Consider the following 19,126-nt stretch of genomic DNA (forward strand, 5'->3'; position numbering starts at 1 on the left):
TCGCTCGACTTGCATGTGTTAGGCACGCCGCCAGCGTTCGTCCTGAGCCAGGATCAAACTCTCAATTTAAAAGTTTACACTTTTTTAGTTGAAATGATTAATCTGCGCCAACTGTTAAGTTGAATACCAACGATTAAGTTGGTAACGCGAGCTCATTACATACTTTTTAGTCTTACGACTAAACTATTACTTTTTCTAAAGTAATTAACTGGTTAAAATAAAATATTATTTCATTTCTTTACCTATTTCTCTGTTTAATTTTCAAAGACCAATTTGTTTTGTCATCAAGTGACGACTTCTACTATATTACTAGGTATTTCTTGTTTTGTCAACTACTTCTTCAAAATAAATCTTATTTAAAAATTCATTAAATTGTAATTAACATTTAACTTGTCAAGCCACTAGTTCGTGACGACAAGGAGTATTCTACCATATAAATAATAGCATGATTTTAACTTATAAGTATTCTAACTGGATTATCTTCATATTTCTACATATATATCTAAATAACTCAAAATTTCGCATTCGGATACGCATGGACAAGTGTTATTAATATAGAAAAGATAAACTGCCCCCTATTCCAATGCCTGGACAATCATTACATATTACATCTACTACCACTCCTAGCATTACCACTATCATAAAAATATAAAACTACACAAAATAAACATTATATTGACACTTCTTTGACATTATCTATTGCTACAATTCAAGTATAAAAACAATTCAACTATAAAAATGAATTAAATGGTTTAATAAGGAGAGATTAAAATGAAGAATAAATCTATAAAAACCAAAATACTTGCAGGGTTATTAACAGGAGGCATTTATTTATCATCCGCTAGCACAACTTTTGCAACAACTACTAAATTATTAACTATTAATAGCACCATACCTTTAACAAGTGAGTATAAACAAATAAACACTAAAATAGATCATAATATAGAAACAATTTTTGAAAACCCCGTAACTCCTAAAACTATAACTGAAGATCAAGCAAATAAAATTAAAGCTGTCATAAATAAAACAACAGCTTCAAAACAATTAAATTATAAGAAATCAAATCTAGAAACAACTATAATAGGTCAAGAAAATAAAACATATAATAATTGCAACAAACATAATAATATAAAATCTATAGCGACTCTTTTAAATGATGGGACTATAACTGAGTCTCAAGCTGAAAAAATCGTAATAAAGCAAATATACCTATACCAAACAAAAAAGTCGAACAATCTACTTTAAAAAACATATGTCATTTTATATTATTACAAATATATATCTGAAAACTCCAATTGCATAAGTTCATTTTTATTTTCAAAAGTATTATTAGGTACCAAATTTTCCTCAATTACTATTATGGACGGAAGTGTGAAAGTGAATTTGCTACCAATGCCAAGTTCACTTTCAACAAATATCTTACCTTTATGAAGTTCAATAATAGATTTAGTTAAATTTAGCCCAATCCCTGTTCCTTCAGCATTTCTTGATAAAGATCTGTTTACCTGTTTAAATCTATCAAAAATCACATCCATGTGACTATCAGCCATTCCTATTCCATTATCTTTAACTGATATTTGAATAAATTCATTTTTTTCTTTAATTTGAACAAATATTTCTTTACCTTTTTCTGAAAATTTAATTGCATTAGATATAAGATTTAACATTACACGTTCAATATTTTCCACATCACAAGCAATTATTTTTTCTTCTATATTTGTATCAAAAATAATATTTAATCCTTTGCAATCAATAAAATTAGTTGCGGCTATAATTATATCTTCTATAACCACCACTATATTGTTATTTGTTAAATTGAGTTGAAAACATCCAGCTTTAACCTTGGATGAATCAACTATGTTATTTATAAGTTTTTCTAACCTATAGGAATTTAGTTTCATTGAATCAATATTTGTAACAATCGCTTCATGTCTCTCATCTAATGAGCCATTATGGCAATACATTTCAAATAACTGTACAGCTGAGTAAATTACATTTAATGGGGTTTTAAGTTCATGAGAAATATTCATTATAAACTCTTCTTGTGAAATAATTAATTTTTGTAATTCCCTGTTTAATTGATTTTTTTTATCGACCTCTTCATTTATATCATTCAAAATATGTTTAATAAATATAAAATTACCTACTACAAGAAGAACACCTAGAAAAATCAATAGATATTTATGTATTATACGAGTATTTGCAGTATATTCACTTGAGCGATTTATCTGTAGATCAATCTTATCTATTAGCATAGTATCAATTGTTCTAAATTCATCAACTAAAATCTTGCCTTGACTTAAATTCGATACTGCCTTTTGTAAATTTCCATCATCTACTAATCTTATTTGCTCTTTAAAATAAATTTGAATTGTTTTAATTTTCTGATTAAGTTGATTGGCAGTATAACCATCAATACCTACCTTTTCTAAATTATTAATATAATCGGAATATCCTTCCAACTCCTTATTACCTAAATAATAGGAATCTAAGAAATCTTTTTTTCCTGAAATTATATAAGCTCTTATACCAGTTTGTTGATCTATTAACGCTGTTAAAATTTGCATTGAAAACATTTTAGCTGGAACTATTTTTTGAGTGATATGATCAGATTCTGCGCTTACTTTATCCATACTATAAATACTAAATACTATTATCAATATTGATAAACATGCAATTGAAATATATCCTAGTGCCATAGCTTGTCTACTTTTATATTTGCTTTTACCCATAATAATTATCCCCACTTCACAAATAAAGTTTTACTGAATTACAATTGAATATTAGTTATTACAATAAATATATAATAATATCTTTTTTTAAAATTATATTTATATAATGCTTATATATTGTCATTACTTGTAATATGTTACCACAATATGTTATTTGTTACAATATTCTTATTCCGCTAAAATATGCTATTTTTATCCAAACTATATGCATATTCTATTAACATATGTAATATTTAGGTCGTTTTATATATAACAAATGTAAATAATACTATTGTAAATCAATTAACAAAATATACTAATTAAAAAGTGGGGGATAAAGGAATAACTTGTATAACTTATTTTGTATATGTGAAAAATTCACCAAACTGAATTTTATGTGTAGTTTTACTTACATCAATATCCATAAGCTTATCACTAAAATATTTAGTTTCACCTGATTTAATACCAATAACTTGGATAAATTGAGTTATAAAAGTCGTTCCATCTTTATTTAAATAAATTACTTCAAAACCAAAATTACACATTGTTTTATTATTATTAGTTGCAGTTCCTGTTACCTCAGTAATATTATTAGTATCATTATGTTTAATTTCTAGTTCAGAAATTTTAATTAATTCCGACTTAAGCTTATCAACTTCTGGTAAATGTGTAGCTACCGTTGGAACAGATATTTGTCTTGTTGGTATTTGTACGACTGAACTCGATTTAGATGAACACCCTATAAAACTAAAAGTCAAAACTAAGAGACAAGCAAATAAACTAATTTTTTTAACAATCATTCTATGCTTATTACAATACTTCATAATAAAATCACCTTCCATATATTTATAGTATGTCCTATATTTATATATTTCAGTAAAGTTATTTAAATACATGTTTTTTATTTTTATTTTTTGCTTTTAGTGTCATCTTCAAATAAGCCACATAATTTATCTTTATCTCTATCAAGAATATTTTTAAAATCTGAGTGTTGAGTTATTATTTTATAGTTTGTTTTATTTTTTTTATTAATAATAGTAATAGAATAATCTCCTGAAATAAATAACTCAAATAAAATTACAACTAAACAACTAATTAAAATTATAGTCTTAGCCCATTTTAAAACCCATTTAGAAATACCACTCATAATAATACCCCCTTATTTTTGTTTATCACTATTAATATATACATTCAAAGTATTAATGGAATACAAAAAATCGAAAAAGTTTTCCGCTATTTTGCGAAAAACCTTTTCGTTTTATTATTTATTTTGTTGAGCTGGCATAGGAGTAATCTCTCTCACTCCATTTGTTGGATAAATTTTTGATAAATCAACTGTCTTTAATTTTAACTTTGATTTTTCCTTTAAAGTGTTTATGTCATTGGCTTTTATTAATCCATTTGATAATGTATATAAAGTATCTTTTATATACATTATTCTATCAATTAAATACTGTCCATTATTATCTATAGGCGCTATAGACTTAGAGCTACCATCTATGCTTGTGCTAGAGGAATTTCTATTAGTTGTTGAATTGTTTTGGTTTGAGTTATCAACTTGATCCATATGCGAAATTTTTCCTTTAAGCTTTATACCATTTATTAAATCAATACTATAAATATATGCTCCTTGATAACTTTGCAAAGAATTATTTGTATTGTTATCATAATTATTTTCAGTAACAGGCAATGCTAACAGTTTTTTTTCTTTGGAGAAAAGTAAAGCCTTGTGGTTACTTAATACCTCTGAATAGGTACCCGTCCCACCAATTGTTGTTATAAACTGCTGCACTGGTTTAGATACATCACTTACATTGTAAATTGCGATTTTTAAACCATTAGTTTTTGCTCTATCAACGCCGCCCTCATTAACCACTGTAGAAGCCATTCCAAATCCTATCAAGTGTGTATCATCATAAGGCTGTAGATAATTACTAAATCCTGGCACCTTTAGTTCGCCCAAGACCTTTGGACTTGCTGGATTTTTCAGATCTATAACAAACAGAGGATCAGTTAGCATAAAGGTTACTATATAAGCCCGGTCACCCATAAATCTAACTGAATAAATTTGTTCCCCCTTGGCAAGGCCTTCTATCTTTCCTACTGTTTTCATCTCTTTATCAAGTACATAAAGATTATTGGTAATTTGGTTTTGTGGTTGGTTACTCATCTTTTGATCAGTTGATGTTACGCCAGTGCTCGGAGCTGCACTTGTGGTTGCTCCCTGGTCTGGCGAAGTAGAATTTTGAGGAGTCTTTGTAGCTACTACCGAATAATTATAAACGGTTGTTGCAATTCTAAAGAAATCATTTTTCTCATCCATAGAAAACTGATTGATAATATTGCCTGGCACTTCACCCCTCGCCACAAATTTTACTCCTAAATTTTCATATGCAAATTTATAAAGTGTAGTATTTGCAATTCCATTATTTTTTCCATCCTGAATTGACTTGTTACCTGCTATATATAAATTCTTATCTGAAGAATATATACTATTTCCTGAGCCAAGAATTGTGCTCATATTGACTTTTTCCTTATTATCATCAACATTATAAGCTGCCACCATAATATAGTTTGGCTCGATTGCATCCGGCAAATAATTTATTGTTTTATAATCAATAGTTACCTTATTCTTTCCAACTGCACTATCACTATAATAAACCTCTCCAGCTTTTACATCTTTTTTGATATTACCTATATTATTTAGATACTTGTTAGCAATAACATATACTCTTGAACCAATCATTCTAGATGAATTATAAACCCCATCTATTTCAATATCTCTTACTTTCTTGATATTTTTTTTATCCGATATATCAAAACTTATAACCTTCGTAACTTCATTTGATGGTATCATATAGGAATTTTTACCACTACTATTAGGATCTATATTTTGAAAGCTATTTCCAACAACTACCAAGATGTTATTTCTTAGAAAAATTCCATTTATACTATAATTTTCTTCAAAAGTAATGTTCTTTAATGACTCCATCCTAGAACTTGAATCTACTTTTATAACATTTATAATTTTTTGAGCATTTACCTTGAAGATATATTCTCCATCGGTTTTAACTAAATCTTCTTCTTCAACCCCTTGAACCTGAAGATTAGTTGTTGAATGGTCTAAAGTGGCATCAGCTATTTTGCTTTGTGCACTTACTGCATCTCCGGTTTGGCTACCACTATTTGAACTATTTCCCTCAGCTTGTGCAATCTCTGGCGCTGCTGCAGGCATCGGTGCGCTATTTTTTGTGGCTGTATTATATTTCATTCCATTATTTTGACCAATATAAGGTTTCAGTAATTTCTGTAGGTTTTTTGATGATGCAACAACGGGTAGTGTTTTGCTAGAATCCAGTGCAATAAGAGATGTATCATTTGTGTTAAAAAGTTTTCCACTTGCTGCAATTCCAACTACTAAAATTAAACACGCTGCTATCGCCATAAATGGTTTAATCAGCTTTTTCCTTTTATAGGCCTTCCCTTTTTTTATACCTTTTTCGATAGCGAAATCCAGCTCTGGTGGAACTTCTATATTGTCATATTCTTTTTTTAGCTCATTCATATTATCCTTATTCATATTAGTTCCTCCTTTAAATCTAACCTAAGTTCTCCAAGTGCTTTATGAAGTCTTGTTTTAACTGTTCCAAGAGGACACTGAAGTATCTTGGCTATCTCCACCAAAGTCATATCCTGAAAATACTTTAAAATCACAATCGTTTTATATTCTCCATTTAATTTATCAACTGCCACCTTAAGATCAATTATCTGCTCATCGTCTTTTGAAATTACCCCTACAGCAGAACTTATATTTTCATTTAGAGTTATAACTCTACTATTCTTATTAATACAATCCAAAGAAGTATTAATAAGAATCCTAGTTAACCAGGTATCAAAGAAACTTGGCTCCTTTAGTCTTTTAATTGATATATAAGCCTTATAAACTGTATCACTTACAATATCCATAGCCTCTTCTTTGTTTTTAACATAAGCAAAAGCTGTTTTATAAAGCTGATTTTTTCGCTGGCTTATGAGTTCATAAAAAGCGTTATCGTCTCCCTTTTGAGCTAATTTGATCATTCCATTAGTATCCACTTTGCACCCCCATCTTCAACATAATTTTCAAATTCATAATCTTATATTAATGTTTATACTAATTAGACTGCAAGAAACAGCATTTGGTTTTTATAACCATTAAAAAATATTTATATTTGCATATTAGTTTTAAAAAGAGGCTATGACAAAACATTAGTTTTGCTATAGCCTCTTAGTTTTATGTTTCTTGTTTTTAATTGATTTAATAAAAAAATATAGTGTAATAATTAAAATTGCTATGTAAGTTATGAATTGTCCAAACTGTGTTACTATTGGAACTATACTTTCCCAGGAGTCTCCAAACCAATATCCCAGTCCTAAGTATATACAAGTCCAAACCAGTTCGCCTAAAGCTGCAAATAAACTAAATACCCAAAATTTATACTTTGTAATGCCTGCGGCAGCATTTACAAAAGCTCCCATTGCTGACATGAAAAATCTAGTAAAAAAAACTGTGTTTCTCCCATGTTTTATTAAATAATTTTCAGCCTTAAGTATTCTAACTTCAACGTAAGTTTTCATTTTAAATTGTCTACTCAAAACTTTATGACCTATGAATTTCCACATAATATAAGAGATATTGTCTCCAAGCCAAGAAAAAAACCAAATTTCTAATAACAGGATCACCACATTAAATTCACCTGCATAGGCAAAAGCGCCAGATGCTATTACAACTAAAGATGCTCCAGTTGGAATTCCTATACATTGAAGTACAATTATAATACTTAAAAACCAAATGTTATAATTCCTAAAATATTCTATTAGTAGACTACTCATTTCACTCATTTTTTTTACCTTCTATATTTGTAACACCTTTATTTACATCACTTTCTATAATTTTCTTTAAATTACTCTTCATATCCTCTGGAGTCTTATTGTACTTTTTCCCCAAATCCTTGATATATAAATTTTCATCACCACTCTGTGGAGTAATTTGGAGAGTTTTAAAAATATTTTCTTGACTTATATTATATTTTTTAGATAATTTTTTTACAGTTATCCAATTATGAGTACTCATATTCCCAATTTCTCTACTTTGTTTATTAGGTAGATTAATACTTTTAAATTGTTTATATAGTATAGTGGATTGTTTTATTATTATAAAAGTAGTTATAATAATAAGAACTAATAATATACCTATTCTTACATTTTTTTTCATTAAATCCCCTCACGCTAGTAATGTTATATACTTTACATTATAATACAGAATATCAATAACTTCAATTAGCAATACCCTGGTTATCTGTAAGATATTAAATTATACTTCCTTCTTATCAAAAAAATAATACCCCAGTGTAAAAAATATCACTCCGTAGGCTAATACCATAAATAGTGTATTTATGGTCACTAGAAAACTTGATTGTCCTATATTCCATAATGAGTACCAGTTTAAATAAGAAGTAAAAACAATATTGTTTAATCCACTTACAAATAAAGCTAATCCTTTAATCGCAATAAAAGCTAAAATACAAGTAATTATGGCTCCACTGCTGCTTTTGAAAAACTGTGCTATAAATGATGCAAATAAAGCTAAAACAACTGCTGGAATAATATCAATAAAATATGCAAACATAATATTGAGTATATTAAAACTAGATGTTCCATTTAAAAAAATACTAGAAAGCATTGATACAATAAATACAACTATCAAGTTTATAATTATATATATTGCTATAGCTATATTCTTTGAGATAAAAATTTTTAACCTACTAATAGGTCTTATAAGAACTAGTTTTAAAGATTTATCCCCTACTTCACCTGAAAATAGTTCTGCTACTGTCATAAATATAAATAAAGGCAAAAATATATTAGTAAATATCCATAAAATCATTAAGGGGAAACTTACAGAATCTATTGCTACAAATACCAGTTTTGCTTGAATACTAGAAATGAAAAATGCTGATAAAAAACATATTATAGCTGTTATTATTAAAAATACCGTTATCTTTTTTTTCAAAAAAAGCTTTTGCACTTCATTTATTATATTAGCTTTCAAGTTATCCATCAGATACCCTCCTTTACTGTTTTTACTTCATCCATATAAAAATCCTCTAAGGAGGCGTATTTTTCTTTTATAATTTTGATGTCCTCTCCCTTATTTATAAGTTGTCCATTATTAATTATTGCAACCCTATTACACATAAGTTCTATTTCATGCACAAGGTGGCTAGATATGAAAAATGTTATCCCTTTGGTCATTGCGAGTTCTATTATAAGGTTTCTCATTGCAACTGTACCTTCTATATCAAGTCCATTAGTAGGTTCATCTAAAATTACTAATTCCGGTTTTGATATAAGTGCCAAAGCTAAGGCTAGTCTCTGTTTCATTCCCAATGAGAATTTAGATACTTTTTCATTTTTAAATTTTGTTAACTCAACTATATCAAGTATTTCATCTATACTGTATTTTTCTATGTTTTTATAAAATCTCGAAGCAATTTTCAAATTATTATAAGCACTCATATATTCATAAAGGTCTGCTGTTTCAATAATAGCTCCTACTTTTCCTAAAGCTTTTTCAAACTGTGTTTTTGAGTTAAAACCTAAAATCTCAATCCTTCCACTTTTAAAAGTATTTAATCCAGTAATTGACTTCATAACTGTTGTTTTACCTGCGCCATTTGGTCCAAGAAATCCAAATACATCCCCTTTATAAACTTCAAAACTTATATTATGTACACCACGACCATTGTTATAAAGTTTAGTCAAACCCTCTACTTTTAAAACGATTTCCATAATAGCTCTCCTTATTTTAAAAAGTAAAATGGAAATTGTTATCGTTTATAGCAAGTATAAATTTCCCCAACTTCCATTTCAACTTTATAATTCAATTTGCTTAATTTTTACTTTTTAATAAAAATCAAAGTACTCTACTACATTCCTCTAAACTGGTTAGTTATAGTTTTTACTTGTTTGCCAGTTAAATCTATAGTATCTGGTGTTGTACTGTTAATATTAGATAAATTTAAAGTAACATTAATAATAACTTCATGTGCTACTTTATTAGCATCTAACCCTGATACAACTATTTTAGCAACTTGATTACTAATTATGTTGTTTTTATTTATATCTCCAGTTACATTTACGCTTTTAACAGTGATGCCGTCTACAAGTTGTGGAAGCATGCTTTTAACATCAATGTTTCCAGCTTTCTCATTGTGCATTGGTGCATTTTTCCCTACTGTAAGTACCATTGATGTTACTGCATTTACTAGTGGAATTATTTGATTTTGACTTAAATTAACATCTATTTTTTTAGTACCATCTGTATTAGGAGTTACTGTTACATTATTTTTCATGTTACCCACTAAAATATCAGCCACGGTTTCCATGCTTTTAACTACTTGTGGATTCATATTCTCAGCTTTTTTATTTAAGTTTTTATTATTATTTTCACGTACATTATATACTTCACTTGTACTGGATTTAGAAATACTTTTTCCAGCTTGATTAGATGTAGTAAAAGATTCAGTTCCCTTACTTGACTTCACTGTAGTAGCCTGACTCATAGCATTAGTAGCTGAATTAGTTTTAAAATTAGTAGTCACATCAACTAAATTTGAACCATTGTCTATTACAGATAATCCTAAATTTGCTGTTTCATTTTTTAGATTTGCAGTGTTTTTTACAGCTTCCTTATAGGCAGAATACCCAGACATTTGTGCAGCGTTAGTATATGCTGTTCCCATAAGTATACCTCCACTAACTACTAAAGTTGTGGCAATTGCAATAATTTTCTTATTCATATTTATTCCTCCATATTTTTACAAGATTTAGAAAGAAATTTCAGCTTTCTATAATTTAAGTATAGCATTGCTTTATTAACTTCCTCTGAACTATTTCTTAAGATTTTCTTAAGATTTACCAATTTATTATCTTAAATTTTACATTAAAACTTATATACCCATTTTCATACTTAACGTCTATTAATCCATCTTGAAGTTCCACCATACTTTTAGCAATAGCAAGCCCTAAACCACTTCCTCCAGTATCAGATGATCTTGATTCTTCTACTCGATAAAATCTATCAAATATTTTGCTTAAATTATCATCATTTATTTCTTCACATTTATTTTGAATAGACACTACTGAAAACCCATTATCCACACTAAGTATTACCCTTATATCACTTGGCTTAAGGCTATATCTTATAGCATTTATCAATAGATTTTCAAACACTCGTGCAACTTTATTTGGATCTACATTAACAATTGTCTTTTCTTTTATAAATTTCTTTGTTATTGTCACATTGGCATTCTCACAAATAGGTACTAACTCTTCAATTAGTTGGTCAAGCAATTCATTAAGTGTGATATTTTGTTTTTCAAACTTTACTGCATTATTTGCTAGTTTTGTATATTCGAATAAATCATTAATTAAAAGTTCAAGCTTTTCAGCTTGATTATATGAAATACTTGCATATTGATCCAACTGTTTTTCCTCTGTATATTTTTTATTTTTAATAAGCTCTAAATACCCTTTAATTGAAGTCAATGGTGTTCGGAGGTCATGTGAAACATTTGTTATCAAATCATTTTTCGTTTTTTCTGTTTTTCTTTCACTGTCTATTTTATTCTTAAGCTCTTCAGCCATATAATTTATGTTGTCTGCAAGCAATGCTAACTCGTCTTTTCCATATTTTTTTATCCTATAATCTAAATTACCCTTAGAAATTTCTAAAAGCCCCTTAGATACAACTTCTATATATTTCATCTTTTTATTGGTTATAAAATAAAAAATAATTAAGAAGGATAAAATGGAAATAAATAATGATGGCAACCTACTATCAGTATCATGTTCATAAACTTTAGCATTAAGCTCTCCATTATCATGTTTAAATTGATTTAAAATTTTCTGCAATTCTAGTTTATCATTTGTGCTTATATTTTTGTCCTTAATATTATTTGTTATGTTCAAAAGCTGATTTGATACCTTTTCTATACTTTGACTGTATTGAGTTTTTAAATGTTCATGGTTTGTTTCAAGCAGTTTGTTAGAAACACCTCCAATTATAATAGCCATTAAAAGACACAAGGTGAAAATTAAAATTAATTCGAATCTTATACTTTTTTTCACTTTATCTCTAATTGACATGAATATACTTGAAAATGTATTGAAGATTCCTTTGATTATTTCAACAAATTTAGTTTTCAATTTTGTAACCTACTCCCCAAACAGTTTTAATAAACCTAGGCTTTCTAGGATTCTCTTCTATTTTTTCCCTTATCTTCCTTATGTGAACCATTATAGTGTTATCTGATTCCATAAATTCTTCTTTCCATACAGCTTCATATATTTTTTTTATGCTAAAAACTATGCCTCTATTTTTCGCAATAAAAAGTAATATATCAAATTCTCTAGGTGTCAGTCTTACTTCTTTATCTCCAATTTTAATCTCATGTGTATTTGTATTTATATATAAATCGTCTACCTCAATTATACTCTCATCCTTCTCTTCAACTAGGTTTAGCCTTTTATATCTTCGTAGCTGAGATTTTACCCGAGCTATTAGTTCCAGCGGATTAAATGGTTTAGAAACATAATCATCTGCACCTGTGGTAAGTCCCCTAATTTTATCCATATCTTCACTTTTAGCTGAAAGCATTATAATAGGCATATTTTTCTCTTCTCTTATTTTCATGCAAGCTTCCATACCATCCATAATTGGCATCATGATATCAAGTATAATTAAATCTACATTCTCATCTTTTATAACTTTTAAGGCTTCTACACCATTAGCAGCCTTAATAATACTATAGCCATCATTTGTTAAGTATATACCAATCAAATCTCTAATTTCTTTTTCGTCATCAACCACCAAAATAACTTCTTTGTCCATAATAAACTCCCTTCTAAAAAAAAGTAATCTACCAACCCTATTTCTCTATTATACATAAATATATCCTATAGCGTAGACTTTTTTAATCTCTGACATACTCCCCTTTCTAGTAACAGATTTTTATTATTTAATCTGTCTACTTTAATGAAGCATAACAGTCTCTACTCTATAGGATACATATTAATGTTTTATATAGGTTAGCAACATTAAACTTTTCTATTTACTAAATCCATATGACTAAAAAAACTCTTTAGCTATAGTTTACTCTCACATTCACTCAGGTAATTTAGTCTTTCTATCTTAAAATTTGATTTCGCCAATATTTCTGGCCAAATCTTAACCATTTGATATACCTTTTTTTTCTGCTTCTCTGACATTTTATCCCAATGTACAAATGTAGGATCAGTTTTTTTATTGTAATCTTTAACTTCACCATACTTAAATCCAGCCTTTTTTCTATAACGATATAATCGCATATGCTCATTTTGCGCTAAGATATCAATTTCTTTAATTGTAAACTCATTAAATGTTGGTTTTTCTTTAACTGACACAACATCATAATTAATTTTGAGTAAAGCGCTTGGAATATTTTTAGCTCCATCACGGTTAGAGTTTTTAAGTTCTTCACTTAGGTCCTGCCATGGAATTATAATATCCCCATTCAAATTACCACTATCTTCATCAATCTCTCTACATCTTTCATATATAGCTATCGCAAGGCTTTCAATTTTTTCGCTATAAAATGCATCATGCATTAAATGACGTAAAAATTGTTCTTCATCTACATGAAGTTTTAGCTGTTCTTTAGAAGGAAGATCGGATTGTTCCCATTTCCTAGCATTAGTTAACATACTCATCTCAAGTATTGCTTCCATAGACCTTGATTCATGTTTATACCTTGGTATTTTGAGAAGTGCCTTTAATACTCCATTATCAATTTGGGTCTCTCCGCTATCATTTATAAGATGAGGTACTTTACGCTCAAGTAATGAACGAAGCAACATTGAACGTCTTATTATAAATAACTGATCCTTCTTAGCATCTGTTTGATTTGGTCCAAGAATATTTACATAACCCCTTAAACAGCTTATAAAATCAGGGCCTTTTGCACTTTTAAATTCCATTGTAAAGTGTTTTTGTTCATTTTCATCTTCAAAGTTTTCTCCACAAAATCCTTTAAAAGTACTGCTTGTTCCACCAGCAAATACAAAAATAGCTTTTCCAATAGGATGAATAGAATCTCCTTCTCTAAATAAACCATCCTGCATCGGCGCTAAGAAATATTTTAACCATCCAAGTCTACCTTCAAGAGCAGAATCAAATTCATCAAAAAATACTAGAGGGATTTTATCTCCAAGTGCAATATCTCGTACCTTGTGAAAAGCATTTACTAAATCGAGAGGTGAACGAAATTGTGATAAATTAAAATCAATTTTTTCAATTAAATTTGAAGCAATACTTTTGGCTACTTCAAGGATTCCAAAAGATTTTCCAGATCCCGGAGTTCCAAATACTGCAATGCAAAGAGGTCTAACTGTATTTTTAGTTGAAATATACTCAAGCATAAGATTTTTAATGCTCCTATAGCTTTCTATTTCTGCCTTATCCACCGTTGTAAGCTTTCCAAACTGTGCTATTGGTATAGATTTCAATGCATTTTTTACTCCATTTTTAACAATATCATAAGCTATATCTTCTAAATTAGTAGAGCTTTTATCCTTTAAAATATACCAACTAGCAGGGCAATTAAGGTTTGGCGATGAAGGCACTAACACATCTTGTACATTATCACTAAGTATAAAATCATCTTCTTTTTCAACAAATATAGAAAGACTCGGATAAGGCGATTTGGAAACATTTTCACCAAAACCTTCTATAAAATATTTTTGAGCTGAAACGGTCCCTTGACGTATACCTGTGCTTATTGATTCTGATAACTCTTCATTATTTTGATTTCCTATAACAATAGCACTTGTAAGGCCTGCAACAAAAGCTGATGTAAGTCCATACATTTTACCTTGGAAGTCTTTAATAAAACCACCTTCAAATTCATATGGCAGGAAATATAATCTAATTTCCGGTGTACCTTCATTTTTATAATAAATGGCACCTTCAAGACCAAAAGGTACTATAATATGATGGCACTTTGCAAGAAAAGCAAGGTTCGGATTATTATTAATTTGCCAAACAAAATCTTGTGCTGTTCTTTCCCAAGAAAGACTCTTGCTTATATTAACTCCCTTAGAGCGTAAATCATCAACATTAATAATTATTATTGTCCTTTCGTTGTGAAGTTTTTGTACATGTTTCCAAAGTTCACTAGAATCAATAGGATTGTTCATTTTATACAATATTATTGGTGATGCTTCTGGCGACTTTAAAGCTATTGGCCAAAATTCTTCATTAGAGTTAAACCCATTATTTTCATCATCTAATACAATTATATCAGCACTAGGATCATCATTAATAATAGGAAGCAACCTGGGTTTTCCAGATTTCGGCCCTGTAAACCCCAAAAGACGTTTTATTCTGTACACTTTAGCATTATTGTTTTTATCATCAAATTTAGGAAAAAGCTCAAGTTCTGCAGTAGAGCTAAGAAATTCTCCTGGCCTAATTAGTTCTATATCCTCCATCTGTGGTGAAAGTACAGATGCTCCAGTTGACAGTGATACAAATTTTGATAAAAGTAAAGCTTCTCCTGGCTTTACAGTACTGTGCATATTCAAATTAATTTGCCAATTAAGTCCTGTATCATTCTGAGGATATATTGTCCGCTGTACAAAGTTTACACATATATCTCCTGTTACAACAATTTTTACATTTTCATTTTCCATATTTAAACTCCTATCCTAATACTATGTTTAGTTATACGCAAAAATTCAGAATATTTGTGCTTTATTGTACCATTCACACCAACCTATTTCAATACATTCCAGTAATTAATCTTATAAAATCGCATAGAGGATGTCTCAATTTACTTTTGAGACATCCTCTTAATTTTAGTTCTTATTCAATTCCACCAATTTTACAGATTAGGCCTTCAGATTCAACTACTTTTTTAAGATAATCCATGTCCTTTTTTAAAGGTGGTTTTAATTCAGTCATTTTATACTTACGTCCCAAATAATCATATTTATTTTGTCCAAGACGATGATAAGGTAATAAATGAACTTCCTTCACTTTTTTCAAACTATTTACAAAGTTTGCAGTAGCCTTAATATTTTTTTCATCATCATTAAATCCAGTTAGAATTGGAATTCTTATAATCAATGGTTTACCTGATTTTGCAATTATTCTGGCGTTTTCTAAAATAATTTCATTGTTTTGCCCTACATATTCTTTGTGTTTTTTCGAATCCATATGTTTAATATCCAACATAACTAGATCTAGATGGGGCAAAATTCTTTCTAAAACACTAATGCTTGCAAATCCTGATGTCTCTATTGCAGTATGAAATCCTTTTGACTTACATCCCTTTAGTAATTCCTCTGCAAAATCTGGCTGAGCTAGGACTTCTCCCCCTGAGAGAGTAATTCCACCACCAGAACGCCTATACATTATAGTATCCTTACTCAGTTCTATTAATATTTCCTCGACTGTTTTAACAGCTCCAGCCATATTTAAAGCTTCTGAGTTACAAACATCAACGCATTTACCACAATTATCACATTTATTATGATTAACTCTACTAGCTAGTGTAAAATCTATTGCACCTTTACTACAAACATGGGCGCATCCCTTGCATCCTATACAGTTTTGAGCAATAAACATAACTTGTGGCTGGGGACATTGGGACTCAGGGTTACAACACCATCTACAAGATAATGGACACCCTTTCAAAAAAACAATAGTACGAACACCCGGACCATCATGCACAGAAAACTTCTGAATATCAAAAACAATTCCTTTTGTATCTAGCTTTGGCTCAGATATAGGCATTTTCAACCTCCAATTATTAAAATAATGAGGTAGCAATTGCTCCCCCATTATTTTAATGATGAATTACATTGTTTGTTCTGTTCTCATTATTATATCATCCTGTATTGATTTATCTAAAGAAGCAAAGTGAGCACTATAGCCAGCTACACGTACTACTAATGTTTTGTATTTATCAGGATTTTTTTGAGCATCTAACAATGTTTCTCTACTTACTACATTAAACTGTACATGCATCCCCTTTTGATCAAAGAAGGTTCGTAGTAAAGCAATTAAGTTATTTAACCCTGTTTGTCCTTCTATAGCTGATGGATGGAATTTTTGATTAAACAAAGTCCCATTTGATGCTCTACAATGATCTATTTTAGCAACTGAGTTAGCAGCAGACGTTGGCCCATTCTTATCCCTTCCTGAAACCGGAGATACTCCATCAGCCAAAGCTTCTCCTGCCTTTCTTCCATCTGCCATTGCTCCTGTTTGTGATCCCATAGGAACATTTGCGGAAACCGGATAAAGACCTGGTTGAAAATGCCCTCCACGTGGATTAGTATATTTTTCGACCTCCCTGCAATAAATTGTTGCAGTTTCACGTGCTAAGTCATCCACCTCATCAATATCATTACCAAATTTAGGTGCTTTGTTTAAAAGCATCTGACGAAGGTTTTCTTTATTACCATACCTTTTAATGTTAATAACTTTATCTGATTCTAAATCATCTGATATAATTTTCTTATCGTCTGATTTTAACTTCTCTATATCACTCATAATAGTTCCGCCAAAATTGCTATCAAGAGCTTCTTTTAAAGTCTGAAGAGAGACACTCTTATCCTCAAATACTAGTTTCCGAATAGCAGCCAATGAATCAGCTACATTCGCAATTCCTACACCTTGAGGCCCAGTAAAGTTATAATGTGCTCCACCTTCTTGGAGTGACTTACCACGACCTATGCAATCATCTACCATTGATGATAAAAATGGTAATGGTGCTCTTTCTCCATGTGCCAAATCTACGCTATTATCTGCATTAGCAAGCAGTTTAACGAAGTACTCCATTTGCCTTTTATATGCATCCATAAATCCATCAAAAGTTTTAAATGAAGTGAACTCACCAGTTCTAAGTCCAAGTTGTTTACCCTTTTCTTTTCCATTATTTATGGTTATTTCTAATACCTTTGCTGTATTAAAGAAAGCAGCATCATGCCAACCTTCAGTTTTTCCACCCTTTTGAGGTTCAACGCAACCTATTATTCCATAATCTCTAGCATCTTCTAGCGACACTCCATGACTTGTTAATGATGGTATTATAACTTCATCATTATAATAAGCCGGCATTCCGAGGCCTAAACGTGTCACTTCTGCAGCTTTTAATAATAAAGCCTCTGGAGTTTTATTCCAAACTCTGATAGATATTGATGGTTGAGGAAGTCTTGTATGCTGCGTAGCTGTAAGACACATAAAAGAAAGTTCATTAGTATCATCTTTCCCATCAATATTTTGTCCACCTACTATTAAATTTTGAAACATTGGATACCCACCAAAAGCTTTAGTTGAACCTTCATCACGTACCTTATTTACATCATTGAATTTAACCCATAAACAGTCTATAAGCTCTTGAGCCTTTCCATTCGTGATATTATCATTTTTATAATATGGATACATATACTGATCAAAACGCATTGGTGAAATTGAATGTCCATTCGATTCTATTTGTATTATAGCTTGTACAAACCAGAAGGATTGTAATGCCTCATGGAAATTTCTAGCCGGATTTCTAGGTACATTATCACAATTTCTACTAATCGTCAATAGTTCTTCTTTCCTAGTTGAATTAGTAGTTTCTTTTGCTAATTTTCTTGCTAAATCAGCAAATCTTTTAGCAAAATTTATAGTGGCATTTGCTGTAATTATTACTGAATTTAAGAAACTTTGCTTTTTTATATAATTCGCGTCACCTTTATTTGCTCTAGCTTTCTCATCCTCAGCTTGAGCTATTATACCTTTAAAACCTATAGATAAAACTTTAGCATAATCAACACAAATATGTCCTACTCCATTGAAATAATAATTACCAACTGTAAATACACCAGCATTCATTGCTTCTTTAGTTTCTTCAAACATATATTCTGTAGCAAGTTCATTGGTAGTTCTTCCATCCCAGTAACCGAATACTTCTTTAAGACTTGTCTTTACTTCTTCACTGATAAGAAAAACATCACCTTTTCTTTTAGCTAAAGTTTCAAATTCCTCTAAAACCCATTTGTTTGAAAACTCAGGGAATATTTGGCATGCTCTTGGCTTTTTGCTTAGATTTCCTACAATAAGCTCATCATCGCGAATAACTATTGTCATTTCATTTAATATTTTTTCTAACGCTTTAGCACGTCTTACAATCATAGGATAGGATTCAGTTTCCTTATACGATTTTGTTATTAGAATTGCTCTTTCCGCTTCAATTTCAGGTGTTACCGAAAATAAATTATCAGATAGTTTCTGGATTCTTTCACTTACTTGTGTACTATTTTTAGTCACTAAAAAAAACCTC

Annotated in this window: 16 protein-coding genes and 1 rRNA gene; 1 reads left to right on the top strand and 16 read right to left on the bottom strand. The window is 29.8% G+C overall.

Annotation, left to right across the window (positions count from 1 at the left end; genetic code table 11):
* Positions 1-69 (bottom strand): 16S ribosomal RNA (locus tag VIM70_RS01690); the annotation flags it as partial.
* A gap of 702 nt (positions 70-771) precedes the next feature.
* Here VIM70_RS01690 and VIM70_RS01695 point away from each other — a divergent pair.
* Entirely contained in the window at positions 772-1,245 is a 474-nt protein-coding gene (locus VIM70_RS01695; RefSeq protein WP_331943498.1) for a hypothetical protein, read from the top strand.
* Positions 1,246-1,268: 23 nt separating this feature from the next.
* On the opposite strand, the gene VIM70_RS01700 is transcribed toward VIM70_RS01695, so the two are convergent.
* The 15 genes from VIM70_RS01700 to VIM70_RS01770 form a co-directional block, all read right to left on the bottom strand.
* Positions 1,269-2,732, bottom strand: coding sequence for an ATP-binding protein (locus VIM70_RS01700; protein WP_331943500.1), 1,464 nt, complete (start codon positions 2,730-2,732; stop codon positions 1,269-1,271).
* A 335-nt stretch (positions 2,733-3,067) separates the two neighbouring features.
* Positions 3,068-3,535: a hypothetical protein gene (locus VIM70_RS01705; protein WP_331943502.1), complete on the bottom strand. Its 468-nt coding sequence runs from the start codon at positions 3,533-3,535 to the stop codon at positions 3,068-3,070.
* A gap of 83 nt (positions 3,536-3,618) precedes the next feature.
* Positions 3,619-3,858 (bottom strand): hypothetical protein, encoded by a 240-nt coding sequence (locus tag VIM70_RS01710; RefSeq protein WP_331943504.1) that lies wholly within the window; start codon positions 3,856-3,858, stop codon positions 3,619-3,621.
* A gap of 114 nt (positions 3,859-3,972) precedes the next feature.
* On the bottom strand, positions 3,973-6,291 hold the full coding sequence (locus VIM70_RS01715; RefSeq protein ID WP_331943506.1) for a beta-propeller domain-containing protein: 2,319 nt from the start codon (positions 6,289-6,291) through the stop codon (positions 3,973-3,975).
* Entirely contained in the window at positions 6,288-6,806 is a 519-nt protein-coding gene (locus VIM70_RS01720; RefSeq protein ID WP_331943508.1) for a sigma-70 family RNA polymerase sigma factor, read from the bottom strand. The genes VIM70_RS01715 and VIM70_RS01720 overlap by 4 nt, the downstream gene beginning before the upstream one ends.
* A 162-nt stretch (positions 6,807-6,968) precedes the next feature.
* Entirely contained in the window at positions 6,969-7,592 is a 624-nt protein-coding gene (locus tag VIM70_RS01725; protein WP_331943510.1) for a DedA family protein, read from the bottom strand.
* The gene (locus tag VIM70_RS01730) at positions 7,585-7,965 is read right to left on the bottom strand and encodes a hypothetical protein (RefSeq protein ID WP_331943512.1); all 381 of its coding nucleotides are present in this window, start codon (positions 7,963-7,965) and stop codon (positions 7,585-7,587) included. Before VIM70_RS01730 ends, VIM70_RS01725 begins: the two co-directional genes overlap by 8 nt.
* 99 nt (positions 7,966-8,064) lie before the next feature.
* Positions 8,065-8,811, bottom strand: a complete 747-nt coding sequence (locus tag VIM70_RS01735; protein WP_331943514.1) for an ABC transporter permease — start codon at positions 8,809-8,811, stop codon at positions 8,065-8,067.
* Complete coding sequence (locus VIM70_RS01740; RefSeq protein ID WP_331943516.1) at positions 8,811-9,542, bottom strand: ABC transporter ATP-binding protein; 732 nt, start codon at positions 9,540-9,542, stop codon at positions 8,811-8,813. Before VIM70_RS01740 ends, VIM70_RS01735 begins: the two co-directional genes overlap by 1 nt.
* Positions 9,543-9,679: 137 nt before the next feature.
* Positions 9,680-10,552: a hypothetical protein gene (locus VIM70_RS01745; RefSeq protein ID WP_331943518.1), complete on the bottom strand. Its 873-nt coding sequence runs from the start codon at positions 10,550-10,552 to the stop codon at positions 9,680-9,682.
* Between the two features lie 115 nt (positions 10,553-10,667).
* Positions 10,668-11,960 (bottom strand): HAMP domain-containing sensor histidine kinase, encoded by a 1,293-nt coding sequence (locus tag VIM70_RS01750; protein ID WP_331943520.1) that lies wholly within the window; start codon positions 11,958-11,960, stop codon positions 10,668-10,670.
* On the bottom strand, positions 11,950-12,645 hold the full coding sequence (locus tag VIM70_RS01755) for a response regulator transcription factor (protein ID WP_331943522.1): 696 nt from the start codon (positions 12,643-12,645) through the stop codon (positions 11,950-11,952). Before VIM70_RS01755 ends, VIM70_RS01750 begins: the two co-directional genes overlap by 11 nt.
* Before the next feature lie 254 nt (positions 12,646-12,899).
* A complete protein-coding gene (locus tag VIM70_RS01760; protein ID WP_331943524.1) occupies positions 12,900-15,482 on the bottom strand; it encodes a Ryanodine receptor Ryr in 2,583 nt (860 codons plus the stop codon).
* Positions 15,483-15,654: 172 nt separating this feature from the next.
* Positions 15,655-16,587, bottom strand: a complete 933-nt coding sequence (locus tag VIM70_RS01765; protein ID WP_331943526.1) for a glycyl-radical enzyme activating protein — start codon at positions 16,585-16,587, stop codon at positions 15,655-15,657.
* Positions 16,588-16,650: 63 nt separating this feature from the next.
* Complete coding sequence (locus tag VIM70_RS01770) at positions 16,651-19,113, bottom strand: glycyl radical protein (protein WP_331943528.1); 2,463 nt, start codon at positions 19,111-19,113, stop codon at positions 16,651-16,653.
* Positions 19,114-19,126 lie beyond the last annotated feature (13 nt).

It is taken from the genome of Clostridium sp. (assembly GCF_036569345.1).
Taxonomy (GTDB): Bacteria; Bacillota; Clostridia; order Clostridiales; family Clostridiaceae; genus Clostridium_AD.